A 24,828-nucleotide genomic window follows, 5' to 3' on the forward strand; every position below is an offset into this window, starting at 1 on the left:
GACAGGTACCCCTATAAAGCACGGATTTTTTCCGCCTGCGCCTGCAACTCCACGAGGCTAACGCGAATCTCTTGAAGGCGCGCTTGCTCCTTGGCGACGACTTGAGGGGGGGCTTTCTCGAGAAAGCCGGTGTCATTCAGCTTGCCCTCGATACGCGGCAGGTCTTTGGACAAACGCTGGATCTCCTTTTCCAGCCGCGCCAGTTCGGCATCCTTGTCGATCAATCCTTTCATGGGAATCAGAACTTTCATCTCGCCGACCAGCGCGGTGGCGGATTCCGGAGCCGCTTCGGATTCCGAAAGCCAGGTTACGGTTTCGACGCGGGCCAGCTTTACGATGAACTCTTGGTTGCGGCTCAGCCAAATCCGATCCTGTTCGGAGCCATTCTGAATCATGATCGGCAGAGGCTTGCCGGGCGCGATGTTCATTTCGCCGCGGATGCGCCGAACGCCCAAGATGATATTCATGACCCATTCCATCTCGGCGATGGATTCCGGATCGATCCAGCTTTCGTCGACCTCGGGATAGGCTTGCAGCATGATGCTCGTGCCTTTCTTGCCGGCCAGAGGAGCGACGCGCTGCCAGATTTGTTCGGTGATGAAAGGCATCAGCGGATGAGCCAGGCGTAGAATGGTTTCGAGTACATGGACCAGCGTCTGACGCGTTCCTAAAACATACTCGATCGGAGTCGATCCGTGGCTGTCAGGGGATTCCGCGCCGTAAAGCGTGGGCTTGGACAGTTCCAGGTACCAATCGCAGTACTCGTTCCAAACGAATTCATAAATCGCTTGGGCCGCCAGGTCGAAGCGATAATTCTCGATGGCGTTGCTGGCCTCTCGTATCGTCAGCTGCAATCGGCTTCGAATCCATCGGTCGGCCAAGGTGAACTTAACGTTGGCATTATCCAGTCCGCAGTCCTTGCCCTCGGTGTTCATCAGCACGTAGCGCGCCGCGTTCCACAGTTTGTTGCAGAAATTGCGGTAGCCCTCGACCCGGCCCATGTCGAATTTGATGTCGCGCCCGGTGGAGGCCAGGGAGGCGAAGGTGAAGCGTAGGGCGTCGCAGCCGTACGCGGCGATGCCTTGCGGGAACTCCTTGCGGGTCCGCGCCTCGATTTTCTGAGCCATTTGCGGTTGCATGAGGCCGCTGGTGCGCTTTTGCACCAAATCCTCCAGGCTTATGCCGTCGATGATGTCCAGGGGATCCAGCACGTTGCCCTTGGATTTCGACATTTTCTGGCCTTCCGCATCGCGCACCAGACCGTGCACGTAAACCGTCCTGAACGGCACTTGCGGGTTGCCGTCCGGGTGTTTCATGAAGTGCATGGTCATCATGACCATGCGCGCCACCCAGAAGAAAATGATGTCGAAGCCGGTCACCAGTACGTCGGTGGGATGGAAGGTCTTCAATTCCGGCGTCTGGTCCGGCCAGCCCAGAGTCGAGAACGTCCAAAGGGCGGAGGAGAACCAGGTGTCGAGTACATCCTCGTCCTGGCGCAGTTTCAGGCCGGCGTCCAGGCTGTACTTGGAGCGCACTTCGGCCTCGTTGCGGCCCACGTAGACGTTGCCGTGGTCGTCATACCAGGCCGGGATGCGGTGGCCCCACCACAATTGCCGGGAGATGCACCAGTCCTGAATGTCGCGCATCCAGGAGAAATAAAGATTTTCGTATTGCTGGGGCACGAAGCGAATGCGGCCGTCTTCCACCGCTTCGATGGCGGGTTTCGCCAGTTCCTTGGCGCTGACGTACCACTGATCGGTGAGCCACGGCTCGACGACTACGCCGGAACGGTCGCCGCGCGGCACTTTCAGCGTGTGCGGCTCGATTTTCTCCAATAGCCCTGATCGGTCGAATTCGTCCACGACTCGCTTGCGCGCTTCGAAGCGGTCCAGGCCGGCATAAGCTTCCGGAGCTTTTTCCCCGTGCGCGCCGGCATAACCCTCGAAGGTGAGCACGGTGAATTCGTGCAGGATTCGGGCATCCTTGTCCAGTACGTTGATCAGCGGCAGGTTGTGGCGTTTGCCTACATCGTAGTCGTTGAAGTCGTGGGCCGGCGTGATTTTCACGCAGCCGGTGCCGAACGCGGGGTCGACGTATTCGTCGGCGACGATGGGGATTTCCCGGTTCGTAATCGGCAGCCTGACAGTCTTGCCCACCAGGTGCTTATAACGCTCGTCCTCTGGGTGCACCGCCACGGCGGTATCGCCCAGCATGGTTTCCGGACGGGTGGTGGCGACGACGAGATGGCCCGAGCCGTCCGCCAGCGGGTAGCGGAAATGCCATAGGCTGCCTCTTTCCTCCTCGCTCTGCACTTCCAGGTCGGAGATGGCGGTATGCAGCTTGGGGTCCCAATTCACCAGGCGCTTGCCGCGGTAAATCAATCCGTCGTCGTAGAGGCGCACGAAGGCTTCCTGCACGGCGCGGGAAAGTCCCTCGTCCATGGTGAAGCGCTCCCGGCTCCAGTCGACCGACGAGCCCAGCCGGCGCAATTGCCGGGTAATGGTTCCGCCGGATTCGGCCTTCCATTTCCAAACCTTTTCGAGGAACTTCTCGCGGCCTAAGTCGTGGCGAGTGAGGTTCTGAGCCGCCAATTGCCGTTCCACCACCATTTGCGTGGCGATGCCGGCGTGGTCGGTGCCGACCTGCCAGAGGGTGTTGTAGCCTTGCATGCGATGGTAGCGGATCAAGGCGTCCATGATGGTGTTGTTGAATCCGTGGCCCATGTGCAGACTGCCCGTCACGTTCGGCGGCGGAATCATGATGCAGTACGGCGTTCCGTTCCCGCTGGGCGCGAAATATCCGCTTTCCTCCCAGAATTTGTACCATCGCGATTCTATGGAATGAGGCTCGTAGGTTTTATCCATGACGTGTTCTGTTGTTTAGGGATGGCCAATCGCGGGATTGGCGCAAGACGATCGATCTCGAATTATATTGAAAACTTAGCTGATCGAGGCTTCAGTCGGAGCTATCCAAGCGATGCGTCTGAATGGTATGGCCTTGATCCGTATAGAACCGGTATCGACGGCGTCCTGCCTGTTTTACCGTTTCGTCCTGGTCGACAAGTTCGACCAGACGCTCGAATCGGTCGAGATCGGGCGGTATTTCGGCACTCAAATTGATCAGTACGTTCTTGGCAGCCTGCGGTGAGCTCCGGTGTCCGATGAGCACCGGCGTTTCGGCTTGGGCTGCGGAGGCATCGAGCCGTTCGTGGGCGACGAAACTGCCTTGCCGGAATGTCCATAGCAAATCGTCTAGCACCCGTTCTTCCTCTTCCGAAGCGGCATAAACGAAAACCGTCAGGTCTTGCTTGATGGCCTTCTCGGTAAGACGGCAGGCCATCAAGCGGCGGCTGTGAGCATCTCCGGTGGGCAGCACGTAGAAATCGATCCGGGTCATCGCGCTTGGTCGATCAGATACTGCACCAGCAGCGGCACAGGGCGTCCGGTCGCGCCTTTTTCATTGCCGGTTCTCCAGGCGGTTCCGGCGATGTCGACGTGAGCCCACGGATAGTCCTTGGCGAAGCGGGACAGGAAACAGCCGGCCGTGATCGTGCCGCCGTCGGGGCCGCCGATATTCGCGAGATCGGCGAACTTGGACTTGAGCTGCTCCTGATATTCGTCCCAAAGCGGCAGGCGCCATACCCGGTCCCAGGCTTTTTCGCCGGCTTCCGTCAGCGCTTGGGCTAGACCTTCGTTATTGCTCATCAAGCCGCTCGGATGACGGCCCAAAGCGACGATGCAGGCTCCGGTCAAGGTCGCGACGTCGATCACGGCGGCCGGCTCGTATTTCTTGGCGTAGGTTAGCGCGTCGCACAGCAGCAAACGGCCTTCGGCATCGGTATTCAGGATTTCGACGGTAAGGCCGGACATGCTGGTGACGATGTCGCCCGGCTTATTGGCTTTGCCGTCCGGGAGGTTTTCGGAAGCCGGGATCAATCCCACCACATTGAGCGGCAATTCGAGCTCGGCTATCGCCGAGAGCGCGCCGATCACGCTCGCGCCGCCGCACATGTCGTATTTCATTTCATCCATGTTGGCGGCCGGTTTCAGCGAAATGCCGCCGGCGTCGAAAGTGAGTCCCTTGCCGATCAGAACGAAAGGCTTGGCTTTCGACGAAGCGCCGGAATATTCCATGACGATGAGCCTGGCAGGCTGCTCGCTGCCTTTGGAGACGGACAGAAAGGCACCCATGCTCAAAGCTTCGAGATCGGACTCGTCGAATATTCGCACCTTGATTTTCCGGCTTTTCCCGACTTGCTCGGCTTGTTCCGCCAGATAGGTCGGCGTGCAGATGTTGCCGGGCAGATTGGCCAGATCCCTCGCGATGTTCATGCCGTTGGCGATGGCCAAGCCTTGTCTGATGCCCAGTTTGGCTTCCGCCGATTGATCCTCGCTGTCGAGCAGGAATTGGAGTTTGGATAGGCGTTGCGGCTTATCGTCCGCCTCTTTTTTCAAGCGCGTGAATTTGTATAGGTTTCCTTCCAATACCTCCACGGCTTGCCGGATTTTCCAAGCCAGATCGTACCCTTCGACCTCGGCTTCGTGGAGAAGGCTCACGGCAAGTTTTGCCCCCGAATCTTTCAGCGATTTCGCCGCTGCGGCCAAAACCTTGCGGTAGGCGGCGGGGGCCAATTCTCCCTTCTTGCCGAGACCGACGAGCAAAATACGTTCTATGTCGCTTTCGGGGATATGGTTTATCAATAGAACGTCGCCGACTTTTCCTTCGACGTCGTCGCGCTTGAGGAGCCTGGAGATCAAGCCTCCCAAGTGTTCGTCCAACCCGCTGCCTGCGGCGGTCAGTTTTCGTTTCTGGTGAAAGCCTAGAACTGCGCAGTTGGCGCTAAGCTTGATGAGCGATTCACATTTTGCCGAATAGTCCATGGTAGAATTTGTGGCTTATTGCTTAAGGGATGGATTGTCGTAATTGACCGCAATTTTCAAGGGAGGGCCTCGAATCGTTAAAGCTTATTATGAAACCCCACCCTTTTAAACCGCTTCAATGGAGACGCCCTCCGATCATCTCGGTGCTCGACCGGATGGTGGCGGCGGAACTCGCCAAGACATTGGGGGCCGTTCTCGGCGTTTTGGTCACGATCATCGTCAGCCGCAAATTTCTGAGTATTCTCGCCAAAGCCATCGAAGGCGAATTGTCAGGCGAAACCATATTTCAACTGCTCGGGCTCAAAATCCTGTCGGCAACCGCCCAGTTGCTTCCGGCTTCATTGTTCATGGCAACCTTGACTGTGTTGGGGCGCATGTATCGGGACCAGGAGATGTCGGTGCTGGCATCGAGCGGGGTGGGGTTGACCCGCATTTATCGGGCGATGAGCTGGATGGTGTTGCCGGTGACTCTCATTGCCGCCGTATTGGCGCTGCAGGTCATGCCGTGGTCCGAGCGACAGGCCCAGGCGCTCATGAAGAAGGACGAGAAAAGTGCCGACATACGCGGTATAAAACCGGGACGTTTCAACGAATTCAGCCAGGGCGACGTCGTGTTGTATGCGGAGGAGTTGAACGAAGACAACTCCATGCACAAGATCTTCGTGCAAAGCCGGCAGCGGGACAAAACCGGCGTAGTGATCGCCGAGAGCGGCCATCTAAGAAGAAACGAGTTGAACGAGCATTTCGTCGTTTTGCAGCACGGCCGCCGTTATCAAGGAATACCCGGACGAGCTGATTTTATTATCAGCGAGTTTGAGGAATACGCGGTGCGCATCGATGGTCCAGAGGGTGAGACGGCATCGCTCAAGCGCGAAGCGTCGGATAGCATGGTGCTGTGGTATTCGCATACGCCACGGGAGTTGGCGGAGCTGCAGAAACGTTTGGCAGTGCCGTTCGGCGTGCTCTTTCTGAGCTTTTTGGCCGTTCCGCTCGCGAAAATCGCGCCGCGTAGCGGTGTCTACGGGAACGTGTTTACGGCCTTTCTGATTTATATCGTTTACGAGAATGCTCAAAAGATTACTCAGGGTCTTCTGATGACCGAGAAGATACCGCTTTGGCTGAGCTATTCCGGCGTTTATTTCTTTTTGCTCATCATTACCGGGGTCTTGTTCATTCGAAATCTCGGCTTTAGCTGGATCGTTCAGGTAGCCAGGGAAAAGGTCGGGTTATGAGAACGCTGAGCCGATATATTGCAGGAGAAGTGGTCAAGGGATCGCTGATCGCCGTGTTGATATTGTTAGCGCTCCTCAATTTTTTCACCTTTGCGGATGAATTGGGCGATCTGGGGCAGGGGAATTACGGCCTGGCGAGTATCGTTCAGTATCTGATCCTGACCTCGCCTCGCAATTTTTACGAGCTGATGCCTTCCGCGGCATTGGTCGGAAGCCTGGTAACCTTGGGAGCCTTGGCCAACAATCGGGAGCTGGTGGCCATGCAGGCCGCTGGAGCCTCACGTCTGCACATCATCGGGGCAGTGCTGGCGGGGGGCATGATGCTGGTTTTCATTTCGCTCGGGATCGGCGAATACATCGCTCCGGTAGCGGAGCGCGCGGCGCATACGCTTAAGGCGACCGCATTGCAAAAGCAGATCGCATCGAGAACGAAGTATGGATTTTGGGTGCGGGACGGTGATGTATTCATCAATATCCGCCAAATCGAACGGCCCGAAAACTTGGGCGATATCAATATCTTCAAACTGGATGGGACAGAGAAACTCCATTCGGCCACGCATGCCGACAAAGCCGTTTACGATGGGAAGCAGTGGCGATTGGATAATATTTTCGAGAGCCAATTTCTAGCCGACGGAATCGTCACCGAGCAAAAGGCGTATGCTGATTGGTCTTCGGTGCTAGCACCGAATCTGCTGAATGCGTTCGTGATCAGTCCGGAAAACCTATCGGCTTACGAACTGGCGAGATACATCCGGTATCTGAAGGAGAACGAACAGCAATCGGCGTTCGTCGAACTGGCATTCTGGGGAAGAATCGTGAACCCGGCGGTTACTCTGGTCATGCTGCTCGTAGCCGCCCCTTTTGTACTGCCGGTGCGGCGAGAAGTCGGCACGGGGCAGCGTATCGTGGTAGGCGTCGTCATCGGGTTGGGTTTTTATTTGTTTGACCGCACTTTCGGTCACTTGGGGCTGATTTATGAGATGAATCCGATATTTGCGGCTTTCTTTCCGACAGTGCTGGCGCTCACGGGTGCTTTGGTCGCGATTTTCCGGCTTCGCCTAACTTAGATTGGAGATGTGGGTTAGATAAAGGGCAAGAAGTCGCGGCCGCTTCCGTCGGCATCGATTAAGCCCACAGCGAAACCAGAGTGTAAGCTATCGAGGGCGATTCGAATAACCCGTTCCAGACCTTCCACCAGGGAATAGTGCTTCAAATCGGCGACTGTCACCCAGCGGGCGTCCGAAACATCGGTGGCGGGCTTTGGTGTGAAGCTCTCCGGATCTTTCAACGTTGCGACAAAATCGACGATGACATAATGAAACTCGCCGATCATCCGCTCGACCAGAGCAATTACGGGGCCCAGCTCTGCCTCGATCCCGGTTTCTTCCAGTATCTCGCGCCGGCAGCATTGCATGAGCGTCTCGCCGGGTTCCTGTTTACCGCCCGGAATCGACCACAGTCCCAAGGCGGGTTGTTTTCCTCTGCGGATCAGAAGAACTCGCTCGGATGCATCAAAAACGACAGCACCAACGCCGACGGCCGATTGAGGTGGTCCGCACCTTGTAGAGGTGATGTCCGGCTCCGGAGGCGTCATTCTAGCGGTAATGCGCTAAAGTCCGCGTCCGAGGCGTTGGCGAACCGGCGAGTAGAGCCGGTGCGTATCGATTAGGCGGATTCATTGTGCGATACGAGATCATTCGGTAGAGGAGAAGTTTATGCGGGCTCCCGCCATCGAGGTTCGTGGTCTTAACAAGCGCTTTGGCTCGGTGACGGCTGTGGACGGAATTTCTTTCGCGGTACCGGAAGCAAGCACTTGTGCCTTACTCGGCGGCAATGGAGCAGGAAAGACGACCACTCTGGCGATGTTGTTGGGACTCTTGTTGCCATCTTCCGGGAGTATTCGGATCATGGGCGTGGATATGATCAAGAATCGGTATCCCGCGCTGTCCCGCATGAATTTTACCTCTCCCTACGTCGATTTGCCGCATCGGCTTACGGTGAAACAGAATCTCGACGTTTATGCCCGTCTCTACGGCGTTCGGCATCGAGCCGCGTGCTTGCGGTCTCTTGCGGAGCGTTTCGATCTAGAAGCATTGATGAACCGCGCCTACGGTTCCCTTTCGGCCGGGCAGCGTACCCGCGTCGCCTTAGCCAAAGCGCTCTTGAACGAGCCCGAAGTGTTGCTGATGGACGAGCCGACTGCTTCCCTGGACCCGGCTTCGGCCGACACGGTCCGAACCTTGCTGAAAGCCTATCAGGAAAAATCCGGGGCCACAGTTCTGCTCGCTTCCCATAATATGCAGGAGGTGGAGCGGCTATGCGATAACGTCTTGATTCTCAAACAAGGGCGTATCGTGGATCGGGATACGCCCGCGATGCTGGTGCAGAAATACGGACGAGATAGTTTGGAGCAGGTTTTCATCGACATCGCGCGCGACCAAGATCGCCAGTCAGCTTAGTGTAGCGTGTATACATGTATATGAGCTTGCAACGTGTTTTCGCCTTGGTCATGCGCTATCTGTATTTGATGCGCAGCTCCTGGCCTCGGTTGATCGAGCTCATTTATTGGCCGACCATGCAGATGATTTTGTGGGGGTTTATCAACCAATTCTTCGTCGGCCACAGTGAATGGGTGGCCCAGGCTGCGGGATTGTTGATAGGCGCCGTTCTACTCTGGGATGTGTTGTTTCGTGCCCAATTAGGTGTTTCCGTAGTCTTTTTCGAAGAGATGTATTCCCGAAACCTCGGGCATTTGTTCGTCAGTCCGTTGCGTCCTTACGAATTGGTCATGGCCTTGTTGACGGTCAGTTTTTTGAGAACCTCGATCGGCGTCGGGGCGGCAGCGGGTCTGGCGGTCGTTCTGTATCGGTACTCGATTTTCGATATGGGGCTTCCGCTCGTGGCGTTTTTTGCAAACCTGCTCGTCATGGGATGGGCTATCGGGTTGATGGTGGTCGCGCTCGTATTGCGTTACGGACTAGGAGCGGAAAGTCTGGCTTGGGCCGTGATTTTTGCAGTTGCGCCGCTCAGCGGGATTTATTATCCAATTTCCGTGCTTCCCGATTGGCTGCAAAAAATTGCTTTGCTGTTACCCTCCAGCCATGTCTTCGAAGGTATGCGTGCCGTTGTGCGAGATCATGTTTTTTCTCTCGATTCGTTTTGGATGGCCGTTCTGTTGAACCTGATTTACCTCTTGATCGGTTTCGCTCTTTATCTTTTCGCCTTTCATGTCGCCCGTAAACGCGGCCTATTGTTGCAAATGGGGGAATGAGTGGGCTGTCGCGATAGCCTGGAACCGTCCTAAGTACCTGAAGCTCCATTTTCCGGAGCGACCGCAAACAATGAACAAAGTCAACGTCCTGTTTTGTTGTATGGCTAATATATGCCGGTCTCCGATGGCCGAGGGAGCCCTAAGAGAACTGGTGAAGAATGCCGGTTACACGGACAAGATATTCATAGACTCGGCCGGAACCCATGCTCACTATTTGGGGCGCCCACCCGATCCGCGAGCTCAGCGGGCCATGTTGGAGCGGAGGATCGATATCAGCGGTTTACGCTCAAGGAGGATTTTGCTCGCGGATTTTCAGAGGTTCCACCACATTTTGGTGATGGATGCAGAAAATTACGACGCGCTGCGGTTTATTTGTCCGAGAGCCCACATCCACAAGATTCGGTATCTTCTAGACTTTGCGCCTCAGTTCAAGACACGTGATGTTCCCGACCCATATCATGGGGAAGAAATCGTTTTTTACCGGGTGCGAGAGATGATAGAACGGGCAGCGGAGGGAGTATTCGCGTACTTACACGAGTCTTTGAACGACAACAAAGTTACGTAAAACGAGAGGGTTGAAAGCCTAATTCGTGTCACGCCCCTAAAAAGTCAAGGCTACAATCTTGAACATCATTATTAACGCTCATAGAATAGTGTCCCGTTGCGTGGTAATCGGCTCTAGCGCGGGTTTCCACCAGCGGGCGTAACCGAGTTACGTCGTCATGGACGCTCTTGATGTCAGGGAGCGTTGTGTCACAAACCAAAGAGTTTTGTTGAGGTAAGAAAGATGGAACAAGAAAAAGACAATTTCTGGCTCTACATCGGCGGTATCATCATAGCGACTGTTGTCGGCGTTTTCCTGTTGAAGAGCAGGGAAATGGAAAGCGTGCCCGCCAAGGCCTATGAGGAAACAAGGGCACAAATCGAGAAACAGATCGAGAACGCAAAACCCTAGGAAATTTTGCCGCTGAAGCAGGAGCCAATACCTGCAAGGCAAGCGCTAAAACCGGAGGAAAAAATAACGGCTCGGAGGAGCATCTGATCGCTAAGCTTTGTTGCGTAAGGAGGTTGAGAAAATCAGCCGTAGTTGCGGCCTAGCCCTCACCGGACTTATGCAACAAAGCTTCTTTTGGCCATTTTCAAACCCGTCTACTTAATCTCTCGTCGCGTACAATACGTTGCGCGCGGGGCGTTGTCGGTCAACTCCAAATCAGCTTTGTGTCGGACGGCTAGCAGCAGCGCCCATGATCGCGGACCCACTCAGCCAGTTTTTCTGCCTTATGCTCTGTAAGCTGCTCCCAAGAAAAACGCCATTGCCAATTGTCGGCGATCGTTCCGGGCGTATTCATGCGATGTCCATGACCCAATTCCAGGACATCCTGCATCGGTATTACCGCTAATCTCGCCACAGACGCGAGCGCGCATCGAACGAGGCTTTGCGGCATTCCCACTTTGTTATCCCCGCAATGATCAAGTAGGTATTCGGAAACACGATGACGCTGTTCCTCCGACAAGTTTTCGTACCAGGATAACGTCGTGTCGTTATCGTGAGTCCCCGTGTAGACCACGTTGTTCTCGGTGTGGTTATGGGGCAGATAAGGATTATCGTCGCCCCCGTCAAAGGCGAATTGCAGTATCAGCATGCCCGGAATATCAAACCGGTTGCGAAGCGCTTCCACCTCGGGTGTGATAATGCCCAGGTTCTCTGCAACCAAGGGTAAGCCCGAGCCGTTGAGCGTGGCGAATACCGTTTCCAGCAGGGCGTCGCCCGGAGCCTTCACCCAGCGGCCGTGAATCGCCGTTTCGGATTCGGCCGGTATCTCCCAGTATGCTTCGAAACCTCGGAAGTGGTCGATGCGTACCCAGTCGTAAAGCGCCAACTGACTCCGGAATCGATCCAGCCACCAGCGGAAGCCGGTCGCTTTCATGTGCTCCCAGTTATAGTGAGGATTTCCCCAGCGTTGGCCGGTAGCCGAAAAATAGTCGGGCGGCACTCCGGCCACGACGCGGGCATAACCGGTCTCGGTCAAATCGAAACATTCTCGACAGGCCCACACCTCGGCGCTGTCGCCGGCGACGAATATCGGCATGTCGCCGAACAACATGACTGCTCTCTGCTTGGCATAGCGTCTTAACTCCGTCCATTGCTCGAAAAAAACGAATTGCTCGAATTCAACCTGAGCGATGCGATCCGCCAGACGTAATCGGGCAGCTTCCAGCGCGGCTGGCTCTCGGTCCCGAATGGCGTTGGGCCATTCCTGCCATGCCTTGCTGCCGAGTTCCTCGCGTAGAGCAATGAACAGCGCATAATCCGATAGCCACCAGTTCTGCTTTTTAACGAATTCGTCATAAGCAGTGCGGTATTCGCTTTGCAAGCATGCTTGGAAGGAGCCGAAGGCCTGTTTTAGGCAACGAAATCGATAATCGGCGACCGAGATTTCGCCGATAGAATCCGGCGGCGCCGGTAGCCAGCCGCGATCAGACAGCCATTTAAGATCTATCATCAGCGGATTGCCGGCATGGGCCGACAAGCACTGGTAGGGTGAGCCATCGGCATGGGTCGGATTAATCGGAAGCGTTTGCCAGACGCTTATGCCGCAGTCAGCCAGAAAATCGACGAATCGATAAGCGTTTTGACCCAAGTCCCCGTTCCCGAGACTGCCGGGCAGGGACGTGATATGCAGAAGAATGCCGGCCCGACGCCGGTCCAATATGCTGTGTGCGTGCGTCAATTCCCCACCTTAACGACTATGAGTTGGGACTTTCCCAGATATGCTTTCGCTAGCGCTTAACGGGATGTTTGGAGATTTGGAGCGTCTTTTTCGCGGATATTGCTGGACGACAGTGGTTTGATGTCAAGAGACAAGTGCAAGTTAAAAGGCGTATCAAGCTGATTTGTTCCTTGCCGGGATTCCGGCAAATACGTTTTCGAGGACGGCTGTGCAATCCACCCGACGGGCGCCCGGGATTCGCCGCGGGTGTTTTGAGGGCATTGCGCGCGCAATTTTTCGATCACACTAGCTGGCTAAGGGGGATCTCGGAGAGATCGAGCGAAATAGCGATGTGGGCGCCATTCAAAACGCAAGAGCTTTTTTTATCAAATAATTTTCGATGGCGCTTTAAGCGCCAATGCAGAAAGCCGGAAGATTAACCGAGCCTCAACGGGCGAAATGCAGCCGCTGTCCGAGAGCGTCCGGAGTCACCAGAACCACGCCACCCGGACTGACATAGAACCGTTTTCGATCTTCTTCCGGATTCTCCCCGATCACGGTATTCGGTGGAATATGGCAGCCCTTGTCGATGATCGCTTTGGTAATGCGGCAGTGCCTGCCGACGTTAACATCCGGCAATATCACTGAATCCTTTACCTTGGAGTACGAGTTCACGCGGACATTGCTGAACAGCAGCGAGTGCCTGACTTCGGCGCCGGAGATAACACAGCCGCCGGATACCATGGAATCTACCGCCATTCCACGGCGATCGTCGTCGTCGAACACGAACTTGGCGGGAGGGGTTTGTGCCTGATAAGTCCAAATCGGCCAATCCTTATCGTACAAGTTAAGCTCGGGATCGATGCCGATCAGCTCCATGTTGGAGGCCCAATAAGAGTCCACAGTACCGACGTCTCGCCAGTACGCTTGTACGCCACTTTGTACATCGCGGAATGGATAGACAAATACTCGATATTTTTTAATTACCGCGGGGATGATGTCTTTGCCGAAGTCGTGACTCGAACCCGGTGTGTCCGCATCTTTGATGAGCTGTTCGAACAAGAAGCCGGTGTTGAAGACATAAATGCCCATGGACACTAATGCATGATCGGGCCGATTCGGCATGGGCGGTGGATTTTCCGGCTTTTCGACAAAGTTGGAGACGCGTTTGTCTTCACTGACATGCATGACTCCGAACGCTTTCGCCTCGGCTAGCGGCACCTCCATGCAACCGATGGTCAAGTCGGCCTGCATTTCCACGTGGTAGGCCATCATCAAGCCGTAATCCATTTTGTAGACATGGTCGCCGGCGAGAATCAGGATATATTCAGGGTCCCTTTGGCGGAAGATATCCAAATTCTGGTATACCGCGTCGGCGGTCCCGGCATACCAAGCTTCCTGAAGGCGCTGCTGGGCAGGCAGGATATCGACAAACTCGCCCAGTTCGGCTCGTAAGAACCCCCAACCCTGCTGAATATGCCGAATTAACGAGTCCGCTTTATATTGCGTTAATACGCCAACTTGTCTGATGCCCGAGTTTATGCAATTTGAAAGTGGGAAATCGATAATTCGAAATTTGCCGCCGAAAGGCACGGCCGGTTTGGCTCGCCACTCGGTCAGCTTATGTAATCGTGTTCCGCGGCCTCCAGCCAGAATAAGAGCCAAAGTATGCCTAGTAAGGCGGCTGACGAAACGGGATGCATGCATCGACTCTGGCATGAAAGGCTCCTTTAGACTGTGCCATCCACTGGGGGCGCAAATTTGATACCATAACGCCCAGGTGTTTCGGGCATTTGCCAACGGCTATATTTTACTATCAGAGGCCAAATAAAGTGAACTCGACCGACACACAATCCGCGAACGAAGCCGGCGGCGTTTTGCCTCAGATGGATTCTGAATTGCAGCGGATCGTTCTGGCGCGCCACCACGATCCGTTTGCGGTTTTGGGTCGGCATCGGACCGAGGGTGGCGATGTCATCCGGGCGATTGTTCCGCAAGCCGAGACGGTGCGGATCGGGGAGCGAGGCCCGGATATGCAACGCATTCCCGGCACCGATGTGTTCGAATGTCATCTGGATCATGATTCCGTTCCCGAACATTACCGCCTGTTATGGACGGACAAGTCGGGGCAGCCGCAAAGCCATATCGACCCGTATACGTTTCCGCCGCAGCTTTCCGACTTCGACCTTTACCTTTTCGGCGAAGGCAAACATTGGCATATCTATCGTATCCTCGGTGCCCATCCGCACACCGTGGACGGGATCGACGGCATCCTGTTCGCAACATGGGCGCCGAACGCGGAGAGAATCAGCGTGGTGGGCGATTTCAATGCCTGGGACGGGCGGCGGCATCCGATGCGGGTCCGGGGCAACAGCGGAGTGTGGGAACTATTCATTCCCGAGCTCGAACCCGGAACGCTGTACAAATTCGAAATTCGCAACCGCCAGCAGGGTACCGTTCTTTTAAAAACCGATCCTTACGGCCGGCAGTTCGAGCTACGCCCGAATACCGCTTCCTTGGTCGTGCCCGACCGGGCTTACGATTGGAATGACGACGATTGGATGGAACATCGCGCGAACTGCGATTGGCTCCACGAGCCCATGTCCGTTTATGAGGTCCACTTAGGGTCTTGGCGGCATGATGCCGAAGGCGAATTTCTAAACTACCGGGAGCTGGCCAAGCAACTCGTGGCCTATGTCAAGGAGCAGGGCTTCAGCCATATCGAATTACTGCCGATCACCGAGCATCCTTTCGATGGATCGTGGGGTTATCAAACCACCGGCTATTTTGCGCCCACCAGCCGTTTCGGTACTCCGGAGGATTTCCGCTACTTCGTAGATTACTGCCATCAAAACGGAATCGGTGTCTTTCTGGACTGGGTGCCCGCTCATTTTCCGAAGGACGCGCACGGGTTGGCCTGGTTCGACGGTACGCCGCTATACGAACACGAGGACCCGCGGCTCGGCGAACATCGCGACTGGGGTACGCTGATCTACAACTACGGCCGAAACGAAGTCCGCAATTTTCTGATCGGCAGTGCGTTATTCTGGCTGGAAGAATTTCACCTCGACGGACTTCGCGTCGATGCGGTCGCCTCGATGCTTTACCTGGATTATTCCCGTGAACCCGGCGACTGGATCCCCAACAAGTACGGCGGCAACGAGAATCTGGAAGCGATCGCCTTTCTGCGCGAGCTCAATACCGTGACGCACCAGCAATTTCCAGGCACGCTTATCATGGCCGAAGAATCCACCGCCTGGCCGCAGGTGACCCGTCCCACCTGGACCGGGGGGTTGGGCTTTTCGATGAAATGGAACATGGGCTGGATGCACGACACCTTGCTCTACATGAGCAAGGACCCCATCCATCGCCATTATCATCACGATCAGCTGACCTTCGGCTTGCTGTACGCGTTCACGGAGAATTTCATACTGCCGTTCTCCCATGACGAAGTCGTCCACGGCAAGGGTTCGATGCTGCAAAAAATGCCGGGAGACGATTGGCAGCGTTTCGCCAATCTGCGTTTGCTGTACACCTTCATGTTCACTTATCCGGGCAAGAAGCTGCTGTTCATGGGCTGCGAGTTCGGTCAAGGCGGTGAATGGAATTTCAGCAAGGCTTTGGACTGGTATGTACTCGAGTACCCCAATCACAGCGGACTCAAGCAACTGGTGAGCGATCTCAACCGCCTTTATCGGGAAAACCCGGCGTTACATAGGTTCGATTTTGAACAAAAAGGCTTCGAATGGATCGATTGCCACGATGCGCCTCAGTCGACTCTGAGCTATCTGCGGCGGTCCTCCGACGAGTTCGCGGTCATGGTGTTCAATTTTACCCCGGTGCCGAGGCAGAACTATCGCATCGGCGTGCCGGAGCCCGGCGTCTACCGAGAGATCTTCAATTCCGACTCGCGTCATTACGGCGGGAGTAATATCGGCAATAGCGCCGTGACCACGGAAGCAAAGGAATGGATGGGAAGGCCGTATTCCATCAGTCTTACACTGCCCCCTTTGGCCGGAATCGTTTTGACTTGCGAGGTTCTTAAGGAGGATGAACCGGAACCTCCCGAATGAAGAAAATACTCTTCGTCACCAGCGAGGCGTATCCGCTCATCAAGACCGGGGGGCTCGCCGACGTCTCGGGAAGCCTGCCGATAGCCTTAAAGGGCCTAGGCCACGATGTCCGCATACTGCTTCCGGGATATGCTTCGGCCATGGCGGCAGGTCATTTCGAACAGGTCCGACTGCTGCACGGCGATGGCGAAATTGCCATTCTGGAAGGCGTTCTGCCCGGTTCGACGGTACCGGTTTGGCTGCTCGCCCATCCCCAGTACTTCGGGCGGTCCGGCAATCCATATTTGGGGCCGGATGGAAAACCCTGGCCCGACAATCCCGAGCGGTTCTCGTTGTTGTGCCATGTTGCCGTGGAGATGGCCATGAATCGGCTGGGACTCCGATGGAAGCCCGACATCGTGCACTGCAACGATTGGCAAACCGGTTTGGCACCCGCGTTGCTCAGCGACGAGCCGGGACGGCCAGCCACCGTTTTCACGATCCACAATCTCGCCTATCAGGGAGTCTTTCCTCACGAAACCTTCGTCAAGCTGCGCTTGCCGAATCGATTTTGGTCCAGTCAGGCGCTGGAGTTTTACAACCAGTTGTCCTTCATCAAAGGAGGATTGGTTTTCGCCGACCGGATCACTACCGTGAGCCCTCACTATGCCGAGGAGATTCAGGGAGAGGAGTTCGGTGCCGGACTCGAAGGCTTGCTCAAGCATCGCCGGGAGCGGCTCAGCGGCATACTCAACGGTATCGATGCCGACGCTTGGAATCCGGCCACCGATCCCTTCATTGGGACGAATTTCGACATCGATTCGCTGGAAAAAAGGCCGGCCAACAAAGCGGCGTTGCAGCGGGCGTTCAAGCTGGCGGAGGATGACGGGATCGTTTTGATGGCTTGGGTCGGGCGCTTGGTTCAGCAAAAAGGCATCGATCTCGTGATCGAGCTTCTGCCCAAGCTGATTCGGATGCCCATTCAGCTCGTCATCGTGGGCAGCGGCGAAGCCCGATACGAGCAGATTCTATTGCACTGGGCACGTCTGTATCCCGATCGTATCGCGGTCAAGCTGGGTTACGACGAGCCGAGCGCGCACCTAATCGAAGCCGGTACCGACCTATTCCTGATGCCTTCCCGGTTCGAGCCCTGCGGTCTCAATCAGATGTACAGCCAACGCTACGGGGCCGTGCCGGTCGTACGTCATGTGGGCGGTTTGGCGGATACCGTGGACGATGCCAACGCCACGAATCTGACGATGGGCCGGGCTACCGGGGTGGTTTTCCGCGATGCTGCCGCCGATGATTTGTTCCACGCCTTGAATCGAGGTTTCGTGCTTTGTCAGAATAAGGTGCTTCGGGAGAAGGTCCAAAAAGCCGGTATGAGCAAGGATTTTTCTTGGCAGCAAAGCGCTCAGCGTTATCTCGATTTGTACGATCGGGCCATGGCCGATCGCCTGACTGCCGACAGCTTGCTGCGTCTCGACGTGGAAACCTAAGCTTTTCGTGCCGATATGTGGCTACGTCTCGCCTTTATCGCAATCGCCGTCACAGTCTCGAATGCCCCGGCCGCCGCTCAGGATTTGTCGACCATCGAGCTGTTCCACCGTCCGTCGGATGAGATGGTGCCGTTGATCCAGCCCTTGCTGGGGCCGGGCGATGTCGTGATCCCCGCCCGCGATCGGCTTATTCTGAAGGCCGACCCCGGAAAGGTCGAAGAAATCCGCGACTTGGTTCGGCAGCTCGATAAAAGTTCGCACAGACTTCTGATCACGGTCACTCAAGGCCGTGATCTGTCCACGGAAACCTTGAATGCGCAGGGGCGTTTGCGCGGACGGATCGATCTGAACCGTCCGGCCGATTCGGATATTCGTATCCGCGGGCATCTTTATCAGTCGGAAGGCCGCGATTCAGCCGGCCACACGCAACAGTTGCAGACTCTGGAGGGGCGATCCGCCTATATCGAAGTCGGAGAACAGATCCCTGTTCCGACTCAATCCTATTACGGCTATGGGTACGGCTACAGCGAAAACATCGAATACCGGCCGGCAACCACCGGATTTGCGGTAACGCCCAGATTGTCCGGCAGCGAGGTGATCATAGAGCTGTCGCCTTGGTCCGACCGGCTCAGCCGGGACCGGTTCGGCGTCATCGACACGCAAAGCGCACACACGGTAATACGGGCCGCGCTCGGCGAATGGGTCGAGATCGGCGAACAAGTGGAAACGTCCGTCCGCGAAGAAAGCGGGCTCGCCAGCCGAAGCTATTCCACCCGCAGCCAGCAAAACAGGATTTTTCTCAAGGTCGAGGATTTGGACGCGGGTAAGCCTTGACGACCATTATTCCTCCCTCAACGCCAAGGCCGGAGTTAGTCTGCTAGCCCTCCATGCCGGATAGAGTCCGGCGATCAACGCCGCGGTAATCGAAAGAAGCGGCGCTTGCCACAGCTCCACGCCGGAAACCGCCAAATCCATGCTCCAGCCGAAAGACCGAAGGTTGATGACCTTGACCAGTGCCATGGCCAGGGCGAACCCCAGGGGCAGTGCAAGAACCCCGGCGCAAAGGCCCAGAAAACTGGTTTGCGTGAGCACGAGGCCGATCAGTTGCCGCGGCGTCATTCCCAGCGATCGCAGCACGGCGAATTCCCGCGTCCGTTCGAGCTGTATCGCCAGCAGCGCGCTCAGGATCCCGATCAGCGCGACCCCGACGGCGAGGAGGCGCAGCACATGGGTGACGGCGAAGGTGCGTTCGAAAAACTCCATCGAGGCTTGCCGGATTTCGATATTCGAACGGATCAGCACGGTGCCGGGTTGCCGAGTCAGGTCCTGTATTTTCGCTTTTACCGCTTCTGCCGTAATCCCGCTTGCGAGATAAAGGCCGAGCGAGGTTACGCCGGTATCGTTCCAAAGGTCCGCATACAAGTCCCGTCGCAGGACTGCGAGTCCCTGATCCGAGCGGTAATCGAAAAAGACTCCGGCGATGACAAACGGCTTCGGACCTCGTGACGTGCTCAACATTAAGGAATCGCCGGCTCCCAGCCCGTGCCGCGTGGCAAAAGGTTCGGAAACGATGACGACCGGCTCGGCCATAAACCGCTTCCAAACCGTCTGATCGTCGGCCGATTTGAAACGGAACGTCGGCCGCTCCGGGTAAGCCGGCTGAAACGCCAGGAGCTCGATGCGGCCGACTGAGGATTCGGCGAAGGTCCGGCGTCCGAGGCTGAAGCCCGCGATGCCGGGCAAGCGAACGGCGTCCTCCAGCAGGGATGAGGGCAAGGGTTCGCTCGCGATGCCGGTTTCCGTGGGACGGGCCACGTAAAGATCGGCCTGAAGCAGTTGTTGCAGCCAATCGGCGATGGTGAAGCGAAAGCTCTCCACCATCATGCCGACGCCGATGGCGACGGCTACCGAAATGCTCAATGCCGCCGTCGCCAGACCGGTTCGGCTCAAAGCGGCGGACGTGCCTCGGATGGCCAGGCGGACGATTGGCCTGGCGGTGCGCGGACACAGTCTGGTGAGGCCCAGCATCGCTGCGGGGATAAAGAGCGCATAAGCCCCCGCCAGCAGGAAGATCCCGACTATCGCCGTAATCAGACCGGCCGCCGGCCAGTTCAGGAGGAAGACTCCGAGGATTCCGCTTGCTATCCCCAATAAAGTCAATTTCGGCAGCCACCGGCGCACGCTCTGTTCCAGGCCGGAGCGGCGCTGGGCGCGGACCGGCCGGGTCGAAGCCGCATCCAGGGCGGCGGGCAATGCCGCCAATACCGAGGCCGAGATTCCGATCGACAGGCTGCGCAGTAAAGCCGCGGGAGAGACCGAAAACTCCGTCACCGTGACGACGAAATACATATCGCTGATGGTGCGGGTGATTTGATCCAGGAGACCGCGAGCCGCGACCAATCCCAGCATCAATCCGAGCAAGCTGCCGAAGAGACCGAGCAGTCCGGATTCCAACAGGATTTCGCTCATGACCTGTCTGCGAGTGACTCCGACGATGCGGAGATTGGCGAGCAGCGGGCGGCGTTGCAGCACCGTGAAGGTCATCGTGTTGTAGATCAGGAAAAGGCCGACCAGCAGCGCCATCAGACTCATGGCTTTCAGGTTGATTTCGAAGGCATGGGCCATGCGCGCGGTTGCGGTGTTTCGTCCCGCGGCATCGATCAGCGCGGTGTTTTCGGGCAGCATGCCGCGTAGCTTCTCCAGTTCGCGGGATTCGTCGGGCAAGACGAGGTCGATGCGGTCGAGCCCGCCGATCTTGCCCAGTATCTCCTGGGCCGTGGCGATGTCGGCGAGCAGCAGGCCTTCCAAAGCGGGATCGGGCTTTTCCTCGGGATCGACATAGCCGACCACGCGTATCGTCCGCGGCGTGCCCGCGACCTCCACGGTCAGGTTGTTGCCGGGGCCGATGTTGAGCCGCTGGGCGGTGACACGGGAAATCAGCGCCGTATCGGGCTCCGTCAGAAGATCGACCACCGCGGCGAACGAGGATCGAGTGAGCCCTTGCCGTATCGGGCTTTCAGCGAAGGGGTCGAAGCCGGCGAGTCGCAGGGTCTGATCGTGCGCCGCGACATAGCCCTCGACGACGGGCGCCATGGGCACATCGCCTAAATCCCGTCTGAGCTTGGGATAAAGCGTCTCATCGAGGAGTCCGGCCCCGGCGACGATGTGATGGGTAGTCTTGCCGGTCAGCGCGCTCATCGACAGCTGAAAGGCGCGGCGCGAACTCTCTACGGCCAAATCCACCGAAACCAGCATCGCTACCCCGAGGGCGATCCCCAGAATCGCCAGCACGAGCTGTAGCGGATGCCGGTAAAAGTGCCGGCGATTGGCTTTGTTCAGCAGCGTCATCGTGACATGAGCCTGCCGTCCCGCAGCTCCCACACCGCATCGGCGCGCTCGGCCACTTCCCGGCTGTGGGTGGCGACCAGCAAGGTTTTGCCGCGCCTTCTGACGGCGTGATCGAGGAGATCCAGAATGTGCCGCCCCGTCGCGCTGTCCAGATTGCCGGTCGGTTCGTCGGCCAGAATCAGCGAGGGATCGTGCACCAGCGCCCTAGCCAGGGCGACCCTTTGTTGTTCGCCCCCGGACAGCGAATCCGGATAGCTGTCCTGCCGGTCGGCCAAACCGACTTCTTCGAGCAGCGTAACTGCCCGGCGCCGGGATTCGTCGGCGGAAAGGCCGTTCAGTTCGGCGGGCAGGGCGACGTTTTCCAGCACCGTCAAGGTCGGCAGCAGATTGAAGAACTGATAGACGAAGCCGATATGGCTGCGCCGGAACAGGGTTCGCTCCGGTTCGCGCAGTCGGTTCAGATCGAGATCTCGAACAATGATCGATCCGGAGTCTGCCACGTCCAGACCTGCGATCAGATTCAAAAGAGTCGATTTCCCCGATCCGCTCTGTCCCAGCAAGGCCACGAAGCGCCCTTCGCCGATGTCGCCGTCGATACCCTGGAGCACCGGACGCAGTCGGTCGCCCTCCCGATAACCATGAGTCACGCCGCGCAGCATCAGCAGCGGTCGCTCGGAATGGATGGCGGCGGGGGCTTCGGTATGCAAGTTGCCTTTGGTACTGTTCGTGGCGAAACTCAAATCACATCGTCACCCCGGCATGGAAGGGGCCGACTAAAGGCCCGTTTGCGATTGGGACTGCCGGGGTCCAGGTTACAAGGACGTAGACGCCCCGCCATCCTCGGCCTCTGGATTCATGTCCCACAGTCCCTGTGCGGCACCCTGCGGGCGCTTCGCGTGCAAATCGGCCTCGCCACGCTACGCCGTCCCGCTTCGCTCGCGAGTCCTGGGCAGTCCTTCCCTGGCCTGCCCGCTCGCCGCATTGCGCCTCGCCCTGCCGATTTGTCCGGCACAAATTTGCCAGGAGCAAATTTGGACGTGCGCAGCACGGTCCGAAGGACGAACCCCGGGGACGGGGTGAGCAATCCATGCCGGAATGACGAGCAATACTGACATTTCTTTCTTTGCGTGCGGTAAACGGCCGACACCGCCCTAAGACGGTAAGTCGAAGTAATGGATGCTGAACAGATTGCAGTCGTCCAGCCAACATCCTCGGACCCCGAATCCCGCCGTCCGGGCCAGCCTTTGAAATTCTTCGACCGTGTACTTGTAGGAATTTTCCGTGTGCACCGATTCGCCGTCGGCAAATGTGAGGACTTCTCCGGCCAGGTGAATTTCTTGCGCGCCGCGGCTGATCAGGTGCATCTCGATGCGGCTTTCTCGGGCATTGTAGAAGGCGTAATGATAGAACCGGCCGGGATCGAAATCGGCGTCCAACTCGGTGTTGAGGCGGTGCAACACGTTCAGGTTGAACTCGCGAGTCAGTCCTTGCGCGTCGTTGTAGGCCCGGTGCAGCACGGCCGGATCCTTCTTGAGATCGACGCCGATCAGCAAACCGCCGTCGGGCTCAACGAGTCGAGCGACCCGCCGAAGAAAAGCCAGAGTCTCTCCGGGCTCGAAATTACCGATGGTCGATCCGGGGAAAAACACGACTTTTTTCGATTCGGCCGATGCCGGAGGCGGCTCGAACGGTTCCAAGCCGGCGGTATAGTCCATGCACATCGCGTGCACCCGCAACCATGGGTATGCGGCTCCCAGCGCCTGCACCGAAAGTTTCAGATGATCCTTGGAAATGTCCATCGGCATGTAGACGGCGGGGTGCAGGGTTTCCAGCAGGAGCTGCACTTTTTGGCTGTTGCCGCTGCCCGGCTCGATGAGGATGCAGTCCTTGCCGATGGTTTCCGCGATCTCTTGAGCGGAGTCGCGGAGAATGCCGACTTCGGTGCGGGTCGGGTAATACTCGGGCGTCTCGCAAATGGCCTCGAACAATTCGCTGCCCCGCTTATCGTAGAACAGTTTCGGGGGCAGCCGTTTTTTCGGGCTGAAGAGGCCGCTCAATACCTCGTCGAGGATATCCGCCTGCGCCGGCTCCCGGTCCGTGAATCGGATGCGCCGAGCGGTCATGAGCCATCCTCCGCCAAGCGGATGCCGGTAAACTGCCAGCGGTCCGGCGGATAAAAAAAGTTTCGATAAGTGGCGCGGATGTGCGACTCCGGCGTCGCGCACGAACCGCCTCGGAGCACCATCTGATTGCACATGAACTTGCCATTGTATTCGCCGATCGAGCCGGCCAGCGGCTTGAATCCTGGGTAGGGCGCATAAGGGCTCCGGGTCCATTCCCAGACGTCTCCGAAAATCTGCGCGATATCGCCTCCTGCCGTTTCCGAACTGGCAGCGGGATGATAGCGGCCCGATTCGCGGAAATGACCCCGAATCGTGCAACGGGACGCGGCGCATTCCCATTCCGCTTCGGTCGGCAGGCGTTTGCCCCGGAAACGGGCGTAGGCGTCCGCTTCGTAAAAGCTGACGTGGCAAACGGGCTCGTTCTCGTCGAGAGGGCGCATTCCCGACAAAGTCATCAGCCACCATTCGCCCTCGATGTTCTCCCAGTACAGCGGAGCCTGCCAGCCACGTTGCCTGATCGCCGCCCAACCGTCGGAAAGCCACAATTCCGCCCGCCGATAGCCGCCGGCCTCGACGAACTCCAGGTATTCGCCGTTGGTGACGAGGCGCGAGGCGAGGCGGTAGTCCCGGAGGTAAACCTTGTGGCGGGGTGTTTCGTTGTCGTAGGCGAAGCCCGAGCCGGCATGGCCGATCTCCCTGAGACCGCCGCCGTAGTCCAGCCATCCCAATGCCGACGCGGCCGGAGCTTTCGGATGGTTCGCGTGGCGATAGACCGGCCTCAGGGGATTGACGGCAAAGTTGTATTTGATGTCGGTGAGGAGAAGTTCCTGATGCTGCTGCTCGTGATTCAAGCCGAGCAGGAGGCGCGAAGCGATTTCATCCTTGTCCGACGGCGGCGGGGCAGTCAGCAATTCAGCCATGGCTTCGTCCACGTAAGCGCGATACCGGTAGATCTCCTCTACGGTGGGCCGCGCCAACAGGCCCCTCTGAGGCCGTGGAAAGAAGCTTCCGACGGTTTCGTAATAAGAGTTGAACAAATAACCGTATCGTTCGTGAAAGAGCCGGTAAGGTTTCAGGTAAGGGATCAGCAGGAAGGTTTCGAAGAACCAGGTGGTGTGGGCAAGATGCCATTTCGGCGGACTGACGTCGGGCATCGCCTGGATGACGTAATCCTCGACGGCCAGCGGCGCGCACAAGGTTTCGCTGTCCCTGCGAATGGCCTGGTAGTCCTCGAGCAAGGCATCGGTCGGATTCTCTTTGCGCGCGAAGCGAGCGGAACGATCGGCTTGTATCATGTGTTACCTCCCTGGATCGCAGGGGGCATTCTAAAACGCCGAGCCTTTCAAGGCTAACCGTAGTGTTACTACAAGGAGTAATCCCATTCGGGATTCGAGTGAACATTACGTAGATGGTGGATTCGCCCCTAGTCTCCGCTCAGGACAGGCTCCGCGTAACCCACCGATTGACGGTCGCTCGGTGGGTTACGGCGCACGCGAAGCGCAGTGATCGGCGGTCGGTCGGTGCTGATGTGCGCCTAACCCACCATCGATGGGTTTCGCTTCGCTCTACCCATCCTACAAAATGAATGCCTGATTGAAAGCGATTTGGAAGAAATTCCGGCACAAGAGGAGAATCTGTCAGAGCACTTTGAAACAGCGCAGTGCTTGACGGAAAGCGATCGTTGTCAGAATGTCAGAACAATAGCTTTTTTC

19 protein-coding genes are annotated in these 24,828 nt (G+C 57.2%); 9 read left to right on the forward strand and 10 right to left on the reverse strand.

Going from position 1 to position 24,828, the window contains the following annotated elements:
* Positions 1 to 11: 11 nt before the first annotated feature.
* From JOD69_RS08485 to JOD69_RS08495, 3 genes are all read right to left on the reverse strand, one after another.
* On the reverse strand, positions 12 to 2,864 hold the full coding sequence (locus JOD69_RS08485) for a valine--tRNA ligase (protein ID WP_086134102.1): 2,853 nt from the start codon (positions 2,862 to 2,864) through the stop codon (positions 12 to 14).
* A 91-nt stretch (positions 2,865 to 2,955) separates the two neighbouring features.
* Positions 2,956 to 3,396 carry a DNA polymerase III subunit chi gene (locus JOD69_RS08490; RefSeq protein ID WP_077730551.1) on the reverse strand — a complete coding sequence of 147 codons (441 nt, stop codon included), beginning with the start codon at positions 3,394 to 3,396 and terminating at the stop codon, positions 2,956 to 2,958.
* Positions 3,393 to 4,880: a leucyl aminopeptidase gene (locus JOD69_RS08495; RefSeq protein ID WP_077730552.1), complete on the reverse strand. Its 1,488-nt coding sequence runs from the start codon at positions 4,878 to 4,880 to the stop codon at positions 3,393 to 3,395. Before JOD69_RS08495 ends, JOD69_RS08490 begins: the two co-directional genes overlap by 4 nt.
* An 89-nt stretch (positions 4,881 to 4,969) precedes the next feature.
* Between JOD69_RS08495 and lptF the strand changes: the two genes are divergently transcribed.
* Positions 4,970 to 6,112, forward strand: coding sequence for an LPS export ABC transporter permease LptF (gene lptF, locus JOD69_RS08500; protein ID WP_086134103.1), 1,143 nt, complete (start codon positions 4,970 to 4,972; stop codon positions 6,110 to 6,112).
* Positions 6,109 to 7,179 carry an LPS export ABC transporter permease LptG gene (gene lptG / locus JOD69_RS08505; protein ID WP_077730554.1) on the forward strand — a complete coding sequence of 357 codons (1,071 nt, stop codon included), beginning with the start codon at positions 6,109 to 6,111 and terminating at the stop codon, positions 7,177 to 7,179. The genes lptF and lptG overlap by 4 nt, the downstream gene beginning before the upstream one ends.
* A 14-nt stretch (positions 7,180 to 7,193) precedes the next feature.
* Here the strand turns inward: lptG and JOD69_RS08510 are convergent, their stop codons facing one another.
* Complete coding sequence (locus JOD69_RS08510; protein ID WP_086134104.1) at positions 7,194 to 7,706, reverse strand: NUDIX hydrolase; 513 nt, start codon at positions 7,704 to 7,706, stop codon at positions 7,194 to 7,196.
* Between the two features lie 121 nt (positions 7,707 to 7,827).
* On the opposite strand from JOD69_RS08510, the gene JOD69_RS08515 reads away from it, so the two are divergent.
* The 4 genes from JOD69_RS08515 (at position 7,828) to JOD69_RS08530 (ending at position 10,338) form a co-directional block, all read left to right on the forward strand.
* Complete coding sequence (locus JOD69_RS08515) at positions 7,828 to 8,571, forward strand: ABC transporter ATP-binding protein (protein ID WP_077730556.1); 744 nt, start codon at positions 7,828 to 7,830, stop codon at positions 8,569 to 8,571.
* A gap of 20 nt (positions 8,572 to 8,591) precedes the next feature.
* On the forward strand, positions 8,592 to 9,383 hold the full coding sequence (locus JOD69_RS08520; RefSeq protein ID WP_205780779.1) for an ABC transporter permease: 792 nt from the start codon (positions 8,592 to 8,594) through the stop codon (positions 9,381 to 9,383).
* A 70-nt stretch (positions 9,384 to 9,453) separates the two neighbouring features.
* Complete coding sequence (locus tag JOD69_RS08525) at positions 9,454 to 9,948, forward strand: low molecular weight protein-tyrosine-phosphatase (protein WP_077730558.1); 495 nt, start codon at positions 9,454 to 9,456, stop codon at positions 9,946 to 9,948.
* 222 nt (positions 9,949 to 10,170) lie between these two features.
* A complete protein-coding gene (locus JOD69_RS08530; protein ID WP_168175425.1) occupies positions 10,171 to 10,338 on the forward strand; it encodes a hypothetical protein in 168 nt (55 codons plus the stop codon).
* A gap of 274 nt (positions 10,339 to 10,612) precedes the next feature.
* Here JOD69_RS08530 and malQ read toward each other — a convergent pair whose 3' ends face one another.
* Together malQ and glgC are read right to left on the reverse strand one after the other, a co-directional pair.
* A complete protein-coding gene (malQ, locus tag JOD69_RS08535) occupies positions 10,613 to 12,115 on the reverse strand; it encodes a 4-alpha-glucanotransferase (protein ID WP_240502531.1) in 1,503 nt (500 codons plus the stop codon).
* A 426-nt stretch (positions 12,116 to 12,541) separates the two neighbouring features.
* Entirely contained in the window at positions 12,542 to 13,813 is a 1,272-nt protein-coding gene (gene glgC, locus JOD69_RS08540; protein ID WP_077730559.1) for a glucose-1-phosphate adenylyltransferase, read from the reverse strand.
* Positions 13,814 to 13,980: 167 nt separating this feature from the next.
* Here glgC and glgB point away from each other — a divergent pair, with 167 nt between their 5' ends.
* Genes glgB through JOD69_RS08555 form a run of 3 tightly spaced genes read left to right on the forward strand, consistent with a single transcriptional unit; the run spans position 13,981 to position 18,479 of the window.
* On the forward strand, positions 13,981 to 16,167 hold the full coding sequence (glgB, locus tag JOD69_RS08545; protein WP_086134166.1) for a 1,4-alpha-glucan branching protein GlgB: 2,187 nt from the start codon (positions 13,981 to 13,983) through the stop codon (positions 16,165 to 16,167).
* On the forward strand, positions 16,164 to 17,645 hold the full coding sequence (gene glgA / locus JOD69_RS08550) for a glycogen synthase GlgA (RefSeq protein ID WP_077730560.1): 1,482 nt from the start codon (positions 16,164 to 16,166) through the stop codon (positions 17,643 to 17,645). The genes glgB and glgA overlap by 4 nt, the downstream gene beginning before the upstream one ends.
* A gap of 15 nt (positions 17,646 to 17,660) precedes the next feature.
* Entirely contained in the window at positions 17,661 to 18,479 is an 819-nt protein-coding gene (locus tag JOD69_RS08555; RefSeq protein ID WP_210023889.1) for a hypothetical protein, read from the forward strand.
* A 6-nt stretch (positions 18,480 to 18,485) separates the two neighbouring features.
* On the opposite strand, the gene JOD69_RS08560 is transcribed toward JOD69_RS08555, so the two are convergent.
* From JOD69_RS08560 to egtB, 4 genes are all read right to left on the reverse strand, one after another.
* Positions 18,486 to 20,993 carry an ABC transporter permease gene (locus tag JOD69_RS08560; protein WP_210023890.1) on the reverse strand — a complete coding sequence of 836 codons (2,508 nt, stop codon included), beginning with the start codon at positions 20,991 to 20,993 and terminating at the stop codon, positions 18,486 to 18,488.
* On the reverse strand, positions 20,990 to 21,700 hold the full coding sequence (locus JOD69_RS08565) for an ABC transporter ATP-binding protein (RefSeq protein WP_210023891.1): 711 nt from the start codon (positions 21,698 to 21,700) through the stop codon (positions 20,990 to 20,992). Before JOD69_RS08565 ends, JOD69_RS08560 begins: the two co-directional genes overlap by 4 nt.
* A 444-nt stretch (positions 21,701 to 22,144) precedes the next feature.
* A complete protein-coding gene (gene egtD / locus JOD69_RS08570) occupies positions 22,145 to 23,116 on the reverse strand; it encodes an L-histidine N(alpha)-methyltransferase (RefSeq protein ID WP_086134108.1) in 972 nt (323 codons plus the stop codon).
* The gene (egtB, locus tag JOD69_RS08575; RefSeq protein ID WP_086134109.1) at positions 23,113 to 24,411 is read right to left on the reverse strand and encodes an ergothioneine biosynthesis protein EgtB; all 1,299 of its coding nucleotides are present in this window, start codon (positions 24,409 to 24,411) and stop codon (positions 23,113 to 23,115) included. The genes egtD and egtB overlap by 4 nt, the downstream gene beginning before the upstream one ends.
* Between the last annotated feature and the right edge of the window lie 417 nt (positions 24,412 to 24,828).

The sequence above is a fragment of the Methylocaldum sp. RMAD-M genome (assembly GCF_017832375.1).
Lineage (GTDB): Bacteria > Pseudomonadota > Gammaproteobacteria > Methylococcales > Methylococcaceae > Methylocaldum.

Bases quoted from the DNA above. Each gene is read 5' to 3' on its own strand.
- JOD69_RS08485 (WP_086134102.1), bottom strand. From the start codon at position 2,864: ATGGATAAAACCTACGAGCCTCATTCCATAGAATCGCGATGGTACAAA.
- JOD69_RS08490 (WP_077730551.1), bottom strand. From the start codon at position 3,396: ATGACCCGGATCGATTTCTACGTGCTGCCCACCGGAGATGCTCACAGC.
- JOD69_RS08495 (WP_077730552.1), bottom strand. From the start codon at position 4,880: ATGGACTATTCGGCAAAATGTGAATCGCTCATCAAGCTTAGCGCCAAC.
- lptF (WP_086134103.1), top strand. From the start codon at position 4,970: ATGAAACCCCACCCTTTTAAACCGCTTCAATGGAGACGCCCTCCGATC.
- lptG (WP_077730554.1), top strand. From the start codon at position 6,109: ATGAGAACGCTGAGCCGATATATTGCAGGAGAAGTGGTCAAGGGATCG.
- JOD69_RS08510 (WP_086134104.1), bottom strand. From the start codon at position 7,706: ATGACGCCTCCGGAGCCGGACATCACCTCTACAAGGTGCGGACCACCT.
- JOD69_RS08515 (WP_077730556.1), top strand. From the start codon at position 7,828: ATGCGGGCTCCCGCCATCGAGGTTCGTGGTCTTAACAAGCGCTTTGGC.
- JOD69_RS08520 (WP_205780779.1), top strand. From the start codon at position 8,592: ATGAGCTTGCAACGTGTTTTCGCCTTGGTCATGCGCTATCTGTATTTG.
- JOD69_RS08525 (WP_077730558.1), top strand. From the start codon at position 9,454: ATGAACAAAGTCAACGTCCTGTTTTGTTGTATGGCTAATATATGCCGG.
- JOD69_RS08530 (WP_168175425.1), top strand. From the start codon at position 10,171: ATGGAACAAGAAAAAGACAATTTCTGGCTCTACATCGGCGGTATCATC.
- glgC (WP_077730559.1), bottom strand. From the start codon at position 13,813: ATGCCAGAGTCGATGCATGCATCCCGTTTCGTCAGCCGCCTTACTAGG.
- glgB (WP_086134166.1), top strand. From the start codon at position 13,981: ATGGATTCTGAATTGCAGCGGATCGTTCTGGCGCGCCACCACGATCCG.
- glgA (WP_077730560.1), top strand. From the start codon at position 16,164: ATGAAGAAAATACTCTTCGTCACCAGCGAGGCGTATCCGCTCATCAAG.
- JOD69_RS08555 (WP_210023889.1), top strand. From the start codon at position 17,661: ATGTGGCTACGTCTCGCCTTTATCGCAATCGCCGTCACAGTCTCGAAT.
- JOD69_RS08560 (WP_210023890.1), bottom strand. From the start codon at position 20,993: ATGACGCTGCTGAACAAAGCCAATCGCCGGCACTTTTACCGGCATCCG.
- egtD (WP_086134108.1), bottom strand. From the start codon at position 23,116: ATGACCGCTCGGCGCATCCGATTCACGGACCGGGAGCCGGCGCAGGCG.
- egtB (WP_086134109.1), bottom strand. From the start codon at position 24,411: ATGATACAAGCCGATCGTTCCGCTCGCTTCGCGCGCAAAGAGAATCCG.